Below are 16,872 nucleotides of genomic sequence, written 5' to 3'. Positions count from 1 at the left end.
ACTACCCACCCAACGAGGCCAGCCCACGACGTACGTTGACATCATGGCTTCATCGGCACCGGCGCGGGTCAAGCTGACCAACGCCGACAAGGTGCTGTATCCGGCGGCGGGAACCACCAAGGGTGACGTCTTCGACTACTACACCCGCATCGCCGAAGTGATGCTGCCGCACATCGCCGGGCGCGCGGCCACCCGCAAGCGCTGGCCCAACGGAGTCGAGCACGAGTCGTTCTTCGAAAAGCAGCTGGCATCCTCGGCGCCGGACTGGCTGCCGCGGGCCAGCGTCACCCATCGATCCGGGACGACGACCTATCCGATCATCGACAGCACCGACGGACTGTCCTGGATCGCGCAGCAGGCCGCGCTGGAGGTGCACGTGCCGCAGTGGCGGTTCGTCGCCGAGTGGACCCGAAGCGGGGCCGGGGCACTCAAGCCCGGCCCGGCAACACGTTTGGTGTTCGACCTCGATCCCGGCGAGGGCGTGACGATGCCCCAGCTGTGCGAGGTGGCCCATGCCGTGCGGGATCTGATGAGCGATATCGGCCTCACCCTTTTCCCGCTCACCAGCGGTAGCAAGGGTTTGCACCTCTATGCACCGCTGGACAGCCCGGTCAGCAGCAAGGGCGCCACGGTGTTGGCCAAACGTGTTGCCCAGCAACTGGAGCAGTCGATGCCCAAGTTGGTCACCGCGACCATGACCAAGAGTCTGCGGGCGGGCAAGGTGTTTTTGGACTGGAGCCAGAACAACGGCTCGAAGACCACCATCGCGCCGTACTCGCTGCGCGGGCGCGAACAGCCGACGGTCGCGGCGCCGCGCACCTGGGCGGAGCTCGAAGATCCGGGGCTGCGTCACCTGCGGTACGACGAGGTGCTCGACCGCGTGGCGCGCGACGGCGACCTGTTGGCGCCGCTGGATGTGGACGCACCGGTCGGCGACCGCCTCAGCAAGTACCGCAGCATGCGGGACGCGTCGAAGACTCCCGAGCCGGTGCCCGCCGGGAAACCCGTTACCGGCCAGGGCAATACGTTCGTGATCCAGGAACACCACGCCCGCCGGCTGCATTACGATTTCCGGCTGGAGCGCGACGGCGTGCTGGTGTCATGGGCGGTGCCCAAGAACCTGCCAGAGACCACGTCGGTCAACCACCTGGCGGTGCACACCGAGGATCATCCGCTGGAATACGGCGCGTTCGAGGGAAACATCCCCAAGGGCGAATACGGCGCCGGCAAGGTTGTCATCTGGGATGCCGGCACCTACGAGGCCGAGAAGTTCCTCGACGATGAGGTCATCGTCAACCTGCACGGCAACCGGATCTCCGGGCGCTACGCGCTGATCCAGACCAACGGCGACCAGTGGCTGGCGCACCGGATGAAGGATCAGCAGGTCTTCGACTTCGACTCCATCACCCCGATGCTCGCCTCGGAGGGCTCGGTGGCCGCGCTGGCGGCCGGGCAGTGGGCATTCGAAGGCAAGTGGGACGGCTACCGGATCCTGGTGGAGGCCGATCACGGCGCCTTGCGGATCCGGTCCCGCCGCGGCCGCGAAGTCACCAAGGAATATCCCCAATTTCGTTCGCTTGCCGCCGATCTGGCCGATCATCACGTCGTGCTCGACGGCGAGGCCGTCATATTGGACGACAACGGGGTGCCCAGCTTCCACGAGATGCAGAACCGGGGCCGCGGCGCCCGCGTGGAGTACTGGGCGTTCGACCTGCTCTACCTGGACGGCCGCTCGCTGTTGCGGGCGCGCTACCAAGACCGGCGCAAGCTGCTGGAAACCCTTGCCGGCGCAGGTAATCTGATCGTTCCCGACCTGCTGCCCGGTGACGGCGCACAGGCTCTGGCGCACTCACGCAAGCACGGCTGGGAGGGCGTGGTCGCCAAGAAGCGTGACGCCACGTATCAGCCGGGACGGCGTTCGGCGTCGTGGATCAAGGACAAGAACTGGAACACCCAGGAGGTCGTCATCGGCGGCTGGAAGGCCGGGGAAGGCGGGCGTACCAGCGGCATCGGCTCGCTGCTGATGGGCATCCCGACGCCCGGCGGGCTGCGCTTCGCCGGGCGGGTCGGCACCGGCTTCACCGAGCGGGACCTGGCAAAGCTGAAGAAGACGTTGGCGCCGCTGCAGACCGACCAGTCGCCCTTTGACCCGCCGCTGCCCAGGAGCGAAGCGCGCGGGGTGACGTACGTCGAGCCGGTCCTGGTCGGCGAGGTGCGCTACAGCGAGTGGACTCCGGATGATCGGTTGCGCCAATCGAGTTGGCGCGGACTGCGGCCGGACAAGAAACCAAGTGAGGTGGTGCGCGAGTGAAGTGGGTGACCTTTCACGGTGACGACGACGAACGCGTCGGCGTCCTGTCCGGTGCGGATATCTACGCGACGCCGCCGGGGGTGACGCTGCTCGAGCTGATCGGGCGCGGTGCCGACGGGCTGCGCCTCGCCGGCGAGGACGCGTTGCGGTCCCCGTCCGCGGTGGTGCGGCTCGACCGGGTGAGATTGCTGGCGCCGATCCCGCACCCGCCGTCGATCCGGGACTCGTTGTGCTTTTTGGACCACATGCGCAACTGCCAGGCGGCGCTGGGCGCCGGGCGGGCGCTCGCCGACACGTGGTACCGCATTCCCGCCTTCTATTTTGCTTGCCCGGCAACCGTTTTGGGTCCCTACGACGACGCCCCGATGGCGCCCGGAAGCGCTTGGCAGGACTTCGAATTGGAGATCGCCGCGGTCATCGGCACCGCCGGCAGTGATCTGACCGTCGAGGAAGCCGAACACGCCATCATCGGCTACACCATCTTCAACGATTGGTCCGCCCGGGACCTGCAGCAGCTGGAGGGCCAACTCGCGATCGGGCAGGGCAAGGGCAAGGACAGCGGGGTCACGCTCGGCCCGTACCTGGTCACGCCCGACGAGCTGGAGCCCCACCGCCGCGACGGCACACTCGACCTGCAGGTGACCGCAATGGTCAACGACACCGTGATCGGTTCGGGGTCGACCGCCCAGATGGACTGGACCTTCGGTGAGGTCATCTCCTACGTCTCGCGCGGCGTGATGCTCACTCCCGGCGACGTCATCGGCTCCGGGACCGTGCCGACCTGCACCCTCGTCGAGCACCTCAATCCCGCTGCGCTGGAATCGTTTCCCGGCTGGCTGCGGGCCGGCGACGTCGTCACCCTGCGGGTCGAGGGCCTGGGGGAGACCCGGCAGACCGTGCGCGCCAGCAGCGCGCCGCACCCGCTGCCCGGCCGGCCCAACCCGGACGCCACGCCTGTCCCCGCGCGGGTCAACCACGCCCCCGCGAAGGTCCCGTACACCCGCGGCCTGCACGGGGTCGCCGATCGGGTGTGGGCATGGACGCTGCCCGACGGGGGCTACGGGTGGAGCAACGCCGGGCTGGTGGCCGGCGACGGCGCGTCGCTGCTCGTCGACACGCTGTTCGACCTGGCGCTGACCCGCGAGATGCTCGACGCGATGACGCCCATCACCGAGGCCGCGCCCATCACCGACGCCCTGATCACCCACTCCAACGGCGACCACACCCACGGCAACCAACTGCTCGACGCGTCGGTGCGCATCCTCGCCGCGCGGGGCACCGCCGAGGAGATCGCGCACGGGATGGCGCCCGAGATGCTGGCGATGGTGCAGACCGCCAACCTCGGCCCGGTCGCGACCCCGTACGCGCGGGATCGTTTCGGGCACTTCGACTTCAGCGGCATCGCCGTGCGCAACGCCGACGAGACGTTTGACTACGAGCTGACGATCGACGTCGGCGGCCGGCGGGTCGATCTGCTCAATCTGGGCCCGGCGCACACCGCCGCGGACTCGGTGGTGCACGTGCCCGACGCGGGGGTGTTGTTCGGCGGAGACTTGCTCTTCATCGGCTGCACCCCGATCGTGTGGGCCGGGCCGATCGCCAACTGGATCAGGGCCTGTGACGTGATGATCGCGCTCGACGCGCCAACCGTGGTGCCCGGCCACGGCCCCGTCACCGATCCCGATGGGATCCGCGCCGTCCGTGGCTATCTCGCCCATGTCGCCGCACACGCCGAGGCCGCCCACCGCAAGGGGTTGTCGTGGGCCGAGGCCGCCGACACCATCGACCTCGGCGAGTACGCGACGTGGCTGGACGCCGAGCGGGTCGTCGTCAACGTCTACCAGCGCTACCGCGAACTCGACCCCGACACGCCGCAATTGGAGGTCATGGCGCTGCTGGTCATGCAGGCTGAGTGGCTCGCCAAGCGGTCCAGATGACCGCGAGAGTGCAACTGGCAACACGTTTCCCGAGAACAGCCGTCGGCACTTGCACTTTCGCGGCTAGGCCCGTATTGCCCGCACGAAGGTGATCGTCGCCGCCGGGCTCTGCTGCTCGCTCTCGTCGAGTGGCGGCAGGCCGGCCGCGGCGAACAGGTCGGTGAGCGCGAACGTGGTCGTGTCCCACCCGTCGGCGCGCAGATGTGCGGCGACATCGGTGTGCTCGCCCGGGTAGGTCAGGGCGGCGATGTCCATGTCGAGGCCGTGCCGTCGCCAGCCCTCGGCCGACCGCCGCGCCTGCTCCTGCGATTGCTCCGAGCCGTCATCGAGCGACCCGAAGTCGGCGGCAAATCGGCTGCCCTCGGCGGACAGCGGGGTGATCGAGTCCAGCAAGCGGACCTCGGCCTCCGGTGGGAGAAAACCGATGAGCACGCCCTCGGCCAACCACGCCGTGGGCTGCGCGGGGTCGAAGCCGGCCTCCTGCAGCGCCGCGGGCCAATCTTCCCGCAGATCGATGCCTATCGTGCGGAGCTCGGCGGTCGGGGCGGCGCCGACCTCCGCCAGCGTCGCGGTTTTGAACGCGATCACCTCGGGCTGATCGATCTCATACACCGTCGTCCCGGCCGGCCACGCGAGTCGATACGGCCGGGCGTCCAGCCCGGACGCCACGATCACGACCTGGCGCACCCCCTCCTTGCCGGCCGCGGCGAAGTAGTCGTCGTAGAACCGGGCCCGGGCGGCGAACGTGTCGACAATCCGGGGGAATCCGACGCCCTTCTCGAGATCGTCCGAATCGAGCTCGCCGCTGGCCAACTTGGTGAACACGTCCAGCCCGACGGCGCGGACCAGCGGCTCGGCGTACTCGTCGGTGATCACCGGCTGCGGTCTGCGGGTCGCGGCCGCTCGCGCCGCGGCGACCATGGTGGCCGTGGCCCCGACGCTGTTGGCCAGGTCCCAGGTGTCACCCTCGGTTCGTGCCATGGCTTCTCCTTCGGTAGGCGGCAGAACCACGGTATGCCTCCCCGGCAAAAACCCATGTCCCCTACGGTTTGGGTATGCCCGCAGTGGAATTCGACACTCTCGAGGACAACATCGCCCGCATCACGCTGAACCGGCCCGAGCGCCTGAACGCGATCGACGGAGCGCTGATCGACGGCGTGGACCGCGCCCTGGACGCGCTCGGCGGGGGCGACTACCGGGTCGCGATCCTGACCGGTGCCGGACGAGGCTTCTGCGCCGGGGCCGACCTGAGCGGCACGGGCGAAGCCTGGACCAAGCCCAAACCGACCACCCCGGCGTTCAAGGTCAACTACGACAGCCAGGTTCGCCTGGCCGACCTGTTCACCCGGATCTACGAGCTACCCATCCCGGTGATCGCGGCGGTCAACGGCGTCGCCGTCGGGGGCGGCCTGGCCTTCACGCTCGTCAGCGACATCCGCGTCGCGTCCGAACACGCCCGGTTCGGATCGGTGTTCATCAAGGCCGGCTTCTCGTCGATGGACATGGGCACCAGCTATCTGCTGCCCAAGATCGTCGGCGCGGGCGTCGCGCGCGAGCTCATGCTTACGGGTCGCATCATCGACGCGGCCGAGGCGTATCGCATCAAGCTGGTGCACGAGGTGGTGGCTGCCGACGAGTTGATGACCGCGGCGCTGGCGCTGGCCCGCTCGATCGCGGCCAACAACGCGTATGGCGTGTGGCAGACCAAGATCGGGCTCAACGCGGCGCTGGACGCGCCGAGCTTGCGTCACGCGATCGAGCTGGAGAACCGCACCCAGATCCTCAGCGGTTTCACCAATAATCCGGCCGAGGCGGCCAGGGCGCACATGGAGAAACGGCCGCCCAAGTGGGATCCCCTGTGAGCGTGGTTGATGGCGGCGGCCCGCTTCGCCCGGCTTCGCCGCGCTTGCGACCGCCGCGTTAGACTTTCGCGATCACGTTCTCCGCGAACATCTCCAGGTTGCGGATCTTGTTGTCCAGCGGCTCGTCGTCCTTGCCCATGATGTAAGGAATGCGGAAGCCGACGATCACGTCGGTGACGCCCTTGTCCTCGAGCCGCTTGACGCCGTCCACCGTGAAGCCGTCCACCGAGATGACGTGAATCTCGAACGGGCCGGTCTTGCCCTCTTCCTCGCGGAACCGCTTGAGCTTGGCGAGCAGGCCGTCGAGTTCTCCCGGATCGCCCCCGCCGTGCATCCAGCCGTCCAAACGTGCCGCGCGGCGCAACGCGGCGTCGGCGTGCCCGCCGATCAGGATCGGGATCGGCTTGGTCGGAGCCGGGGTCATCTTGGTCTTGGGGATGTCGTAGAACTCGCCGTGGAATTCGAAGTAGTCACCCGTGGTGAGGCCCTGGATGATTTCGATGCATTCGTCCATCCGCTTGCCGCGCTTGGCAAATGGGACTCCCAGCAGCTCATAGTCTTCGGGCCACGGGCTGGTGCCCACGCCGAATCCGACCCGGTTGTCGGTCATGGCGGCCAGGGAACCGATTTGCTTGGCCACCAGCGCCGGCGGCCGGATCGGGAGCTTGAGGACGAAGAAGTTGAACCGCAGCGTCGAGGTCACCGCCCCCAATGCCGATGTCAGCACGAAGGTTTCGATGAACTCCTTGCCGTCCAGGAACTCGCGGTTGCCGTCGGGCGTGTAGGGGTACTTCGAATCGGACTCGAAGGGGTAGGCGATGCTGTCGGCGATTGTCATCGCGTGGTAGCCGGCCGCCTCGGCCGCCTTGGCCAGCGGGATGTAATAGCGAAAGTCAGTCATCGCCTCTGCGTAGGTGAACCGCACGTCATCTGCCTTCCTCGAGGGACCGTCACACCAGATTAGAACGTGTTCTAGTTCGGTCCGCAGCGGGGGCCGAGTCAGAGCTGGTTCTCGGGCCCGATGACCGCCCACACCGTCTTGCCGGACGACGTCGGGGTGCTGCCCCAGGCGCGTGACAAGGCGTCGACGATCGCCAGGCCGGAGACGTCGATGCCCTTGTCCGGCGACGGCAGGCGCAGCGCGGGCGTGCTGCTGGCGTCGGACACAGCGATGGTCGCGGTCGTGCCGTCGGCCTCGAGCCGCATCATCGGGACGCTTCCGGTGTGTTCCAGCACGTTCTCGACGAACACGTTGACGACCACCAACGCGACCGGGATGAGCGCGGACTGCGACCAGGCGGTGAGCCACTCGCGGACCAGCCGGCGCGATTCACGCAGGCTGGTCAGGTTGGCGGGCAACTCGGCGTCGGCATGCCGGACGGTGCGGCTGGTGAGCCGGTCGAGTGCCTTCATCGCGGACTTCTCGGTCGCGTATACCGGCATGAAGCGGGTGACGCCGCTGCGGGTGATCGCCTCGCGGGCGGCGCGATCGGCGCAGACGAGCACGATCGGAACATCGGGCTCGGTGTGCACCTGCCAGCGCACACCGATGAAGTTCGACCACGTCGATTCCGCGGGCACGTGAAGTTTGGAGACATTGACGATGACGGCCGACGGCTGGTCGAGGGTGGTCTTCATGATCATGTCGCGAAGCGCCGCGGAGCTGCTGGCGTTGAGCTGACCCTCGACGGTGAGGACGACGACTGACTCGTCGGTTCGCATCGCCACGGCGAGCGAACTCGGGGACTCAGCTACCGCGCCCAACGCAGCCACCCCTTTCCCTGCAGGGCTCCATCCTCGCCGCTTGCGACCTGCGAAACAGCGCCACGCGGGTGTGCGTGTCTCAATAGCAATTTAGGCGCACGGAATCCGAACTGAAAAGAAGACGGAAGCAATGTCGCAATTCGGCGTTCCCCTGCCATATCCCCGCTCCTCGAATTCCCGGCTAACTGCTGGAGAACTCGCCCCCCTCGACGGCACACACCCACGCGCCGGACCAAGCCGCTCCACCCGCGTGGCCAGCCCCCCATTGAGATGAAAATTAGACTTGAAGGGTTACCCGCACCCCGCCGTCGGCAAACCCCTTGGTGGCGCGAGGGCGCAGCAAACGGCGCCGACTCCCTTGGGCGCTAGCTCAGCTGGTACGGCGGAGCGCCGACACCGGCGACCGTGTGCGTGCCCCACGGCGTTTGCTCGACGACGCGCGCGGCAGCGCTGCGCTCGCCGACAGTCAGTGTCGCGGTCCTGGTTTCGTTGAGCGCCGCCGCGCCGAAAACCGTGCCCTGCCAGTGGTAATGCCCGTCGATCGGGTCCAGGTGGCCCGCGAGCCGCACGCGTACCGGGTGCTCGGCGCCGGCGATCGTCAGCGTCGCCGCGCCCTCATAGGTCGCATCGCCGCCGGCGCCGGCGGTCAGGTCGAAGGCCGACGCCACCGGTTGGGGCTGGGCCGGTCGCAGATAAGCGCGCTCGTTGAACACCTGGTAACTGCTGTGTCGCACCTCGATGCGGGTGCTGCCGGTGCGTTCGAGGAGGCCGACGCACTCGGCGATGTAGCGCGCTTGTGCGTCGACGTCGGGGCCGTCGATGAAGAAGTAGTTGGGAAGGCCGTGAACGGCGACCCCGAAATAGGGCTCGGTGCCGTCGGCCCAGAGCTGCGCGGCGGTCACGCCGCCCGCGCCGAGCAGCGTCGTCTGCGGCGTGCGATCGGGGACGNGCGCCGAGGACGACGACCGGCGGCCGGGTCACAGGAACCTGCTGCGCTTCCAGCCGCGGCGCGCGATCGGGCCCAGCAGGCCCAGCTCGGTCAGGAACGCCGCCAGCGGGGCGAAGCCGGCAACTTGAATGTCGCGGCGGTGCGGGCTGGTGCGCGCGGTCCTTCGGGCCCGCCTCGCGTCCAGACCCACCCGCGCGTAGGGGATCGGGTTGCTGAACAGGTAGTTGAAGAAGTAGCCGCCCAGCCCGTTGATGTTGGCCATGAACCATCGGTTGAGGCGCGGCATCTCGGTGACCCGCTTGCGGGCGCCGTCCCGGGCGAACTGAATGTGGCGCGCCTCCTCGGTGACGTGAATCCGCATGAGGCGCTGGATGATTGGCTGCAATTCCGGGTCGTCCATCATCTGCCGCTGCAGCGAGTCGAAGATCTCTTCGCCGATGAGGGCGGCCATCCACAGCATCGAGCCGCGCTGGAACGCCAGCGGCAGGGCGTTGATGATCCACCGGTGGAAAAGCCGCGGGCGCACCGGCTTGGCGCCGATGCGCTCGATCGCCTTGCCGAACATGACCATGTGGCGGGTCTCGTCGCCCAGCTCGGTCAGCTTGTAGTGGGTCGAGGAGCTGGTGGGGTCCTCGTGCAGGATGGTCCGCAACAACGACTGGTTGAGCATGTTCTCGAACCAGATCCCGGCCGACAGCGTGTTGACCAGTTCCTGGCGGGACAAATCGATCTGTTGCTCGCGGGTCATCTCGTCCCACATCGGGGTGTTGTACAGCGACACCAGCCGCGGCGGCAGATAGAACTTGTCCGGATCCAGCGGCGCGTCCCAATCGATGTCGACGACGGGCTCGTAGGACTTCTTGACCGAGCCTTTCAGCAAACGGTCCGAGAACTCCTCACGACTGGGGCCACTCGGCTTCACCACCGTGGTCATGGCGCTGGCGTCCCTTCATTGGGTGCTTCAGACGGTACCCATGGTACTGGGTACTTGGGGTCCCGGCTAGGCCTCCGAGGTCTCGATTCGGCACTCTGATTTAACCAATAAGGAGGGCTTCTTGGGTCGGCATATCCACGTGATCGGCATCGGGGCCGGCGATCCCGACTACGTGACGGCCCAGGCGATCGAGGCGCTGAACGACACCCAGGTCTTCTTCGCGATGGACAAGGGGGAGGCCAAAAGCGACCTGGTGGCCCTGCGGCGCGAGATCTGCGCGCGGTTCATCCGGGAGCCCGGGTATCGCTTCGTGGAGTTGGCGGACCCGAAACGCTCGACCGGGCCCGACTACCGCGAGGCCGTCGCGGATTGGCACGCCGCGCGGGCGCGGCTCTGGGCGGCGGCCATCGCCGCCGAGCTCGGTCCCGACGGCGTGGGCGCCTTCCTGGCCTGGGGCGACCCATCGCTCTACGACAGCACCCTGCGGATCCTGGCTGCCGTCGCGGCCGAGGTCGAGTTCACCTTCGACGTCATTCCCGGAATCACCGCGGTGCAGGCGCTGACGGCCCGGCACCGCATCCCGCTCAACGGGGTGGGCGAGCCGGTCCTGATCACCACCGGCAGGCGGCTGCGCGAGCACGGTTTGGCGGGCTCGGCGGTGGTGATGCTCGACGGTGACTGTTCGTTTCAGGTGTGCCCGCCCGGCACCCGCATCTGGTGGGGCGCCTACCTGGGCACCGCCGACGAGCTGCTGGTGGCGGGCACCGTCGGCGAGGTCGGGACGCGGATCGCGGCGCTGCGGGCCAAGGCCCGCGCCCGGCACGGCTGGATCATGGACACCTATTTGCTCAGACCGGCAGACTGAAGGGCGTGCCCGAACTGCCCGAGATCGAAGCGCTGGTCGACCATTTGCGACGCCACGCCGTCGGTTCGACGATCGGTCGCGTCGACGTCGGGGCGCTGTCGGTGCTCAAGACCTTCGACCCGCCGACGAGCGCCCTGCACGGCCGGTCCGTGACGGGCGCCCAGCGTTGGGGCAAGTACCTGGGGTTGCAGGCGGGGCAGCTGTTCTTGATCGCCCACCTGTCGCGCGCGGGCTGGTTGCGCTGGTCCGACAGGCTGGCCCCGGCGCCGCTGCGCCCCGGCAAGGGGCCGATCGCGTTGCGCGTGCATTTGGGCACCCCCGGCGAGGCGCCCGGCTTCGACCTGACCGAGGCCGGCACCCAGAAGCGGCTGGCGGTGTGGCTCGTCGACGACCCGCAGCTGGTGCCCGGCATCGCAGCCCTCGGCCCCGACGCGCTGGAGCTCGGCCCCGATGACCTGGCCGGGGTGCTGGCCGGTAACACCGGCCGGATCAAGACCGTCATCACCGACCAGAAGGTGATCGCCGGCATCGGCAACGCCTATAGCGACGAAATCCTGCACGTCGCGAAGATCTCGCCGTTCGCCACGGCGGGCAAGCTGTCCGACGGGCAGCTCACCGCCCTGCACGACGCGATGATCTCGGTGCTGACCGACGCGGTGAGCCGCTCCGTCGGCCAGGGCGCCGCGATGCTCAAGGGGGAGAAGCGCTCCGGGTTACGGGTTCATGCCCGCACCGGCTTGCCCTGCCCGGTGTGCGGGGACACCGTGCGCGAAGTGTCGTTCGCCGACAAGTCTTTTCAGTATTGTCCGACGTGCCAGACCGGCGGCAAGGTGCTGGCCGACCGGCGCATGTCACGGCTGCTCAAGTAGCGCGCGGCCTGGTCGCTGCTCGAATAGCGGTCGAGCGTCGACTTGTTGTGCGGAAAACCTATCGAGCCCAACAACTCGACGTTGGGCGGGCACTAGCTATGCTGCTCGGGTGACTCGCCAGAAGATCCTCATCACGGGCGCCAGTTCCGGCCTGGGTGCCGGGATGGCGCGCTCCTTCGCCGCCAAGGGCCGCGACCTGGGGTTGTGCGCCCGTCGCACCGAACGGCTCGATGAGCTGAAAGCCGAACTGACGCAACAGTATCCGGGCATCAAAGTCGCCGTCGCCGCGTTGGACGTCAACGACCACGAGCAGGTGCCGAAGGTGTTCGCCGAGCTCAGCGACGAACTGGGCGGCATCGACCGCGTCGTCGTCAACGCCGGCATCGGAAAGGGCGCCAAGCTGGGCTCCGGCAAGCTCTGGGCGAACAAGGCGACCATCGAGACCAACCTGGTGGCCGCCCTCGTGCAGATCGAAGCGGCGCTGGAGATGTTCACCAAGAGCAGTTCGGGCCACCTGGTGCTCATTTCGTCGGTGCTCGGCAACAAGGGCGTGCCGGGTGTCAAGGCGGCCTACTGTGCGAGCAAGGCCGGGTTGACCTCCCTCGGCGAATCGCTGCGCGCCGAATACCGCAGCGGCCCGATCAAGGTTTCGGTGATCGAGCCGGGCTACATCGAGTCGGAGATGACGGCCAAATCCTCCAGCACAATGTTGATGGTGGACAACGAAACTGGCGTCAAGGCCCTGGTCGCCGCCATCGAGCGCGAGCCGGGCCGGGCAGTGGTGCCCTGGTGGCCGTGGGCGCCGCTGGTGCAGCTCTTGCGGGTGCTGCCGCCCCGGCTGACGAAGCTGTTCGCCTAGCTGATCGCTAGCCGCGAGCGTGCGTGTTTGCACGCGACACGCCGCACATGCGCGTACAACTGCGCACGCTCGCGGCGAGAGGGCTCAGTGGGGGACCCGAGAGGGCTCAGTGGGGGACCGGCGTGTAATGCGCTGCGTCGGTGGTGAATTCGGGTTTGCCGTAGGTGGCCAGCCGCAGCTTCAGCAGCCCGATGACATACGCGTCGGTGACGTCCCGAAGCACCGGGACGCGGCTGGCCTGGCTCACCGCGGTGAAGCGTCCGATGATGAAGGGCGCGGTGAGGGCTACCCGCAGTAGGTCCGTCGACCCGAGTGAGACGCCCATCGCCTCGGCCACGTCGCGGTCACCACCGCAGAACGTGCGGACGAAAGTGAGCTTGCTGAAACTCTTTTCGACCGCCTCGGCGCAACGGTCGAACAGGGTGGTGTCGGGGCGCAGATAGGCCGCCATCGTGCCGCGGACGAGTTCGGCACAGATTCCGTCGAACCCGTGGCGCAGCAGTGCCGAGCGCGCGTGCATGACGTGGATGATGTCGGCGGGCTCCGCGGGCAGCAGTTCCTCGGGCAGGCCGAGTAGAAAGCAGCGGTACCTGGCGAATTCGATGACGGCACGCTCTTCCTTGGTGAATTCCGTGCGGCCCTGCTGGCGCGCCTTGCGGGCCAACAGGTACTGGCCGATCATTCCCGCGGGCATCTGGTCAACCTGCGGCACCGGCATGCCGTAGACGGCGGTGTCCCACTTGTCCGATTTCTTCAGGGCGTTGTAGCGGACCATCGAGTGCATCAGCCGGACCATGGCGGCGGCCTCGAAGCCGGGGCCGTAGCGGTCCAGCGCCCCGGGCAGCGTCGTGACGGCGAAGAAACTCGCCGTTTCGTTGACCCGCCGGGCGGCCCGCTTGCCCGAGAGCGCGCCGGTCAGGGCCATCGGCAGCGCGGCGTAGGTGTTGGTGAAGGTCGCGATGAAGGCTCCCCGCGTGATGAAGGGCGCCAGCAGCGCCGCGGGAATGCGCTCTTGGCGAGCGCCCTCGCGTACCAGGTCGAAGTCGATCCACTCCGGGGTGGCCTCCATCGCGGCGATGAACGCGCCGAGCTCGGGGGGCGCCTCGGGCACGGCCTCGATCCCGTGTCGGCAGGCCCTCTTGAGCATGTCGATCAGATCCGTGACGCTGTGCGTGGTCATCAGCGCGGCGTAGGGATCGGCGACGACGTCGCCGAGCAGGGTGGCCGTGCTGATCAATTCGAGGACGCGGTCGTCTTCGAGGATCGGCGCGCGGTCGGCGACCCAGGCGGGCAGGGCGGAATCGACGTCCGGCTCGGTGGCCAGCCGATCCGGCGCCCGGTCGAAGTCGAAGTCCCCGTAGAGGTCGGGCTGCAACTCGCGCTGGCTGCGGACGCGTAGGGCGAGCTCGGGGTAATACGTGGCCCTGGACATGACAAGCTGCCTCCCGCTAACTAACAGTTGGTGAGTAATACTCACAAGGTGTTAGTTATGCTGTCAAGGGTGACCACGTCATTGCCGTCGATGTCGTCGGGCGCCAAGCGCCGCATGACCGGCGAGGGCCGGCGCGAGCAGATCCTCGACGTCACGCACGCGATCGTCGACGCCGACGGGTTCCACGCGGCAACACCGAACCGCATCGCGGAGCAGGCCGGCATCAATCGGTCGTTGATCTATCAGAAGTTCGGCGACTTGGCCGGACTGTTCGTCGAACTGATCGACCGGGAGGCGGCCCGGGCGGGCGCGCAGTTCGCCGAAGCGATCTCGGGATTGGATGCCGCCGCGGACGATCAGTCGCTGGTGCTCGCGTTCGACGGGGTGCTGGCGGCCGTCGACGCCCACCCGGCGACGTGGCGGCTGTTCCTGTTCCCGCCGCAGGGCGCGCCGCCGGAGTTGTATGCCCGACTGGCTCAATCCGAGGCCGCCGTCATCGACTTCTTCGTCCGTGAACTGCTGCGCATCAATCACCAGCTGCACGATCCCGAATACACCGCTCGAGTGCTGCACGCCGCCGGTCGCGAATTGCTGCGGCTGCACCTCAGCGATCCGCAGACCGCGACCGTGGAACGCCTGCGCACATTTGTGCGGCGATTCGGTTCCGAACTCGTGGTCCCGACCGGTTGAGCGCGCGCTGGCCGCGAAACGTCAGCTGGTGCGCCCTCTTTCGGTGCGGTAGCGACGCACCAGCGCGTCGGTCGAGCTGTCCGACTGCGGCGGGGGCGAGGAGTCGGCGGTGATCACCGGCAACAGCGCCTTGGCTTGCGTTTTCCCCAATTCCACGCCCCACTGGTCGAAGGAGTCGATTCCCCAGATCACCCCCTCGGTGAAGACCTGGTGCTCGTAGAGCGCGATCAGCTGGCCCAGCACCGACGGCGTGAGCCGGTCGGCCAGGATCGAGGTGGACGGCCGGTTGCCCGGCATCACCTTGTGCGGGACGACGTGGGCGGGCGTGCCCTCGGCGGCGATCTCCTCGGCCGTCTTGCCGAACGCCAGCACCTGTGTCTGGGCGAAGAAGTTGCTCATCAGCAGGTCGTGCATGCTGCCGGTGCCGTCGGCGGTGGCGAGGTCGTCGAGGGGTTGACTGAAGCCGATGAAATCGGCCGGCACCAGCCGGGTGCCCTGATGCAGCAGTTGGTAGAAGGCGTGCTGGCCGTTGGTTCCCGGTTCGCCCCAAAAGATTTCGCCCGTGTCGGTGGTGACGGGCGTGCCGTCGGCGCGCGTCGACTTGCCGTTGGATTCCATGGTCAGCTGTTGCAAGTACGCGGCAAAGCGCGACAGGTCGTTCGAATACGGCAGCACAGCGCGCGATTGCGCGCCCATGAAGTTGGAGTACCACAGCCCGATCAGGCCGAGCAGCACGGGCGCGTTGGACTCCAGTGGGGCCGTCTTGAAATGCCGGTCAACGATGTGGAATCCGGACAGAAAGTCGGCGAAGGCTTCCTTGCCGATGGCGGCCATCACCGACAGACCGATCGCCGAATCGACCGAGTACCGCCCGCCGACCCAATCCCAGAACCCGAACATGTTGTCGGTGTTGATGCCGAAGTCGTCGACCAGGCGCTTGTTGGTGGACACGGCCACGAAATGTTTGGCCACCGCGGAGTCCCCGAGCGCGTCGGTCAGCCAGCGGCGCGCGGCCGTCGCGTTGGTCAGCGTCTCCAGCGTGGAGAAGGTCTTCGACGCCACGATGAAAAGCGTTGTGGCCGGGTCCAAGTCGGCCAGCTTCGCGATGAGGTCGGCCGGGTCGACGTTCGAGACGAAGCGTGCCGAGATCCCCGCGTCGGCGTAGTGGCGCAGCGCCTGGTACACCATGACCGGTCCGAGGTCCGACCCACCGATGCCGATGTTGACGACCGTGCTGATTCTTTTCCCGGTGGCCCCGACCCATTCACCGCTGCGTAACCGGTCGGTGAATTCGCCCATCGCATCCAGCACGGCGTGCACGTCCTCGACGACGTTCTGCCCGTCGACGGTCAGCTCGGCGTCCCGGGGCAGCCGCAGCGCGGTGTGCAACACGGCGCGGTCCTCGGAGGTGTTGATGTGCACGCCGGAGAACATCTGGTCGCGCCGCTCTTCGAGGTTAGCCGTGCGCGCCAAGTCGACCAGCAGCCGCAGCGTCTCTCGGGTGACGCGGTGTTTGCTGTAGTCGATGTAGAGGTCGCCGACCGTGACGGTCAGCTCGCGGCCTCGGTCGGGATCGTCGTCGAAGAACTGGCGAAGATGGGTATCGCCGATTTGTTCGTGATGACTGCGCAGGGCGTCCCACGCCGGTGTGGCGGTGATGTCGGGCAGCGGTTGTGCGGAGGTCACGGAGGTCATGATTCGACCCTAGTGACGGTCGCAAGCGCGGCGTAGCCGGGCGCGGCGGGCCGTCACCATGCGTATGCGATCCGACAGGGCCGAGCCAGATCTGGCTCGCGGCTGTGGCGTGAGTGGCCTCAGTGGCCGAGCCGGCCCCGGCCCAGCCGCAACAGCAACATCGCCAGGTCCTTACCCTCGGGACCGAGCTCGCTGTAGCGTTCGATGACCTTCATCTCGCGGCTGTGCACCAGCCGGGTGCCGCCGGACGCCATGCGCACCTTGCCGATCGCCTGGGACACCTCGGCGCGCCGCTTGACCGCGGCGAGGATCTCGGCGTCCAATCGGTCGATCTCTTGGCGTAACTGCTCAATGTCGGTGGTCTCTGGGCACTCGACCATCTCGATGTTCATCTCTGTCAACTCCGCGTTCTCTTGATGTGGGGGTTCTGGTCTCATCCGTTATCGGGCCTCACAAAAGAGACGAGCCCCGAATCCGGAAGCGGACCACGGGGCTCTGCGAAAGCAGCTACACCACGGGCACCGCTGGCCGGTACCCGTAGAAAAATCGGCCGATCCACTCCCGGGCCGGGACCTGGCGATGGCGCTGCGCGTTGAGCACCCATCGAGTGTGCCACTAAGCGACGCGACCACGCAAAAAAATGATGTGTACGGCCCTGCCCGGCGACGGGAAGTCCCGCGCAGTGGAAACCGGGCGGCGCCGGTG

At 67.6% G+C, this 16,872-nt stretch carries 14 protein-coding genes and 2 pseudogenes; 8 read left to right on the top strand and 8 right to left on the bottom strand.

Annotation, left to right across the window (positions count from 1 at the left end; all coding sequences use genetic code 11):
- The first annotated feature begins 43 nt into the window (after positions 1–43).
- Both BN4348_RS49940 and BN4348_RS49935 read left to right on the top strand, forming a co-directional pair.
- Positions 44–2,311, top strand: coding sequence for an ATP-dependent DNA ligase (locus tag BN4348_RS49940; RefSeq protein ID WP_066915477.1), 2,268 nt, complete (start codon positions 44–46; stop codon positions 2,309–2,311).
- Positions 2,308–4,248: a fumarylacetoacetate hydrolase family protein gene (locus tag BN4348_RS49935; RefSeq protein WP_066915475.1), complete on the top strand. Its 1,941-nt coding sequence runs from the start codon at positions 2,308–2,310 to the stop codon at positions 4,246–4,248. Before BN4348_RS49940 ends, BN4348_RS49935 begins: the two co-directional genes overlap by 4 nt.
- Positions 4,249–4,311: 63 nt before the next feature.
- Here the strand turns inward: BN4348_RS49935 and BN4348_RS49930 are convergent, their stop codons facing one another.
- On the bottom strand, positions 4,312–5,229 hold the full coding sequence (locus BN4348_RS49930) for a class I SAM-dependent methyltransferase (RefSeq protein ID WP_066915473.1): 918 nt from the start codon (positions 5,227–5,229) through the stop codon (positions 4,312–4,314).
- An 83-nt stretch (positions 5,230–5,312) separates the two neighbouring features.
- Between BN4348_RS49930 and BN4348_RS49925 the strand changes: the two genes are divergently transcribed.
- A complete protein-coding gene (locus BN4348_RS49925; RefSeq protein WP_211145816.1) occupies positions 5,313–6,110 on the top strand; it encodes an enoyl-CoA hydratase/isomerase family protein in 798 nt (265 codons plus the stop codon).
- 58 nt (positions 6,111–6,168) lie between these two features.
- Here BN4348_RS49925 and BN4348_RS49920 read toward each other — a convergent pair whose 3' ends face one another.
- The 4 genes and pseudogenes from BN4348_RS49920 to BN4348_RS49905 form a co-directional block, all read right to left on the bottom strand.
- Complete coding sequence (locus BN4348_RS49920; protein WP_066915469.1) at positions 6,169–7,035, bottom strand: LLM class flavin-dependent oxidoreductase; 867 nt, start codon at positions 7,033–7,035, stop codon at positions 6,169–6,171.
- A 74-nt stretch (positions 7,036–7,109) separates the two neighbouring features.
- Complete coding sequence (locus BN4348_RS49915) at positions 7,110–7,832, bottom strand: STAS domain-containing protein (RefSeq protein WP_066915641.1); 723 nt, start codon at positions 7,830–7,832, stop codon at positions 7,110–7,112.
- Between the two features lie 407 nt (positions 7,833–8,239).
- A pseudogene (locus BN4348_RS49910) lies at positions 8,240–8,797 on the bottom strand (DUF4873 domain-containing protein); the annotation flags it as partial.
- Positions 8,798–8,851: 54 nt separating this feature from the next.
- On the bottom strand, positions 8,852–9,757 hold the full coding sequence (locus BN4348_RS49905) for an AurF N-oxygenase family protein (protein WP_066915467.1): 906 nt from the start codon (positions 9,755–9,757) through the stop codon (positions 8,852–8,854).
- 121 nt (positions 9,758–9,878) lie between these two features.
- On the opposite strand from BN4348_RS49905, the gene cobF reads away from it, so the two are divergent.
- The 4 genes and pseudogenes from cobF (at position 9,879) to BN4348_RS49890 (ending at position 12,350) form a co-directional block, all read left to right on the top strand.
- Positions 9,879–10,622 (top strand): precorrin-6A synthase (deacetylating), encoded by a 744-nt coding sequence (cobF, locus tag BN4348_RS49900; RefSeq protein ID WP_066915465.1) that lies wholly within the window; start codon positions 9,879–9,881, stop codon positions 10,620–10,622.
- 5 nt (positions 10,623–10,627) lie between these two features.
- Positions 10,628–10,870: pseudogene (locus BN4348_RS61790) on the top strand (DNA-formamidopyrimidine glycosylase family protein); the annotation flags it as partial.
- 150 nt (positions 10,871–11,020) lie between these two features.
- Positions 11,021–11,491: a zinc finger domain-containing protein gene (locus BN4348_RS61785; RefSeq protein ID WP_235852923.1), complete on the top strand. Its 471-nt coding sequence runs from the start codon at positions 11,021–11,023 to the stop codon at positions 11,489–11,491.
- Positions 11,492–11,600: 109 nt separating this feature from the next.
- Positions 11,601–12,350 (top strand): SDR family oxidoreductase, encoded by a 750-nt coding sequence (locus BN4348_RS49890; protein WP_066915461.1) that lies wholly within the window; start codon positions 11,601–11,603, stop codon positions 12,348–12,350.
- 106 nt (positions 12,351–12,456) lie between these two features.
- On the opposite strand, the gene BN4348_RS49885 is transcribed toward BN4348_RS49890, so the two are convergent.
- Positions 12,457–13,782, bottom strand: coding sequence for an oxygenase MpaB family protein (locus BN4348_RS49885; RefSeq protein ID WP_066915459.1), 1,326 nt, complete (start codon positions 13,780–13,782; stop codon positions 12,457–12,459).
- Positions 13,783–13,896: 114 nt separating this feature from the next.
- Between BN4348_RS49885 and BN4348_RS49880 the strand changes: the two genes are divergently transcribed.
- A complete protein-coding gene (locus BN4348_RS49880; protein ID WP_066915639.1) occupies positions 13,897–14,472 on the top strand; it encodes a TetR/AcrR family transcriptional regulator in 576 nt (191 codons plus the stop codon).
- Between the two features lie 21 nt (positions 14,473–14,493).
- On the opposite strand, the gene pgi is transcribed toward BN4348_RS49880, so the two are convergent.
- The gene (gene pgi, locus BN4348_RS49875; RefSeq protein WP_066915637.1) at positions 14,494–16,158 is read right to left on the bottom strand and encodes a glucose-6-phosphate isomerase; all 1,665 of its coding nucleotides are present in this window, start codon (positions 16,156–16,158) and stop codon (positions 14,494–14,496) included.
- Positions 16,159–16,286: 128 nt separating this feature from the next.
- Positions 16,287–16,604 carry a chorismate mutase gene (locus BN4348_RS49870; RefSeq protein WP_084454392.1) on the bottom strand — a complete coding sequence of 106 codons (318 nt, stop codon included), beginning with the start codon at positions 16,602–16,604 and terminating at the stop codon, positions 16,287–16,289.
- Between the last annotated feature and the right edge of the window lie 268 nt (positions 16,605–16,872).

Origin of the sequence: Mycobacterium interjectum, assembly GCF_900078675.2 — a bacterium.
Classification (GTDB): Bacteria; Actinomycetota; Actinomycetes; order Mycobacteriales; family Mycobacteriaceae; genus Mycobacterium; species Mycobacterium interjectum.
The sequence above is the reverse complement of the archived record's forward strand: the minus strand, read 5'-3'. Positions and strand labels throughout refer to the sequence as shown.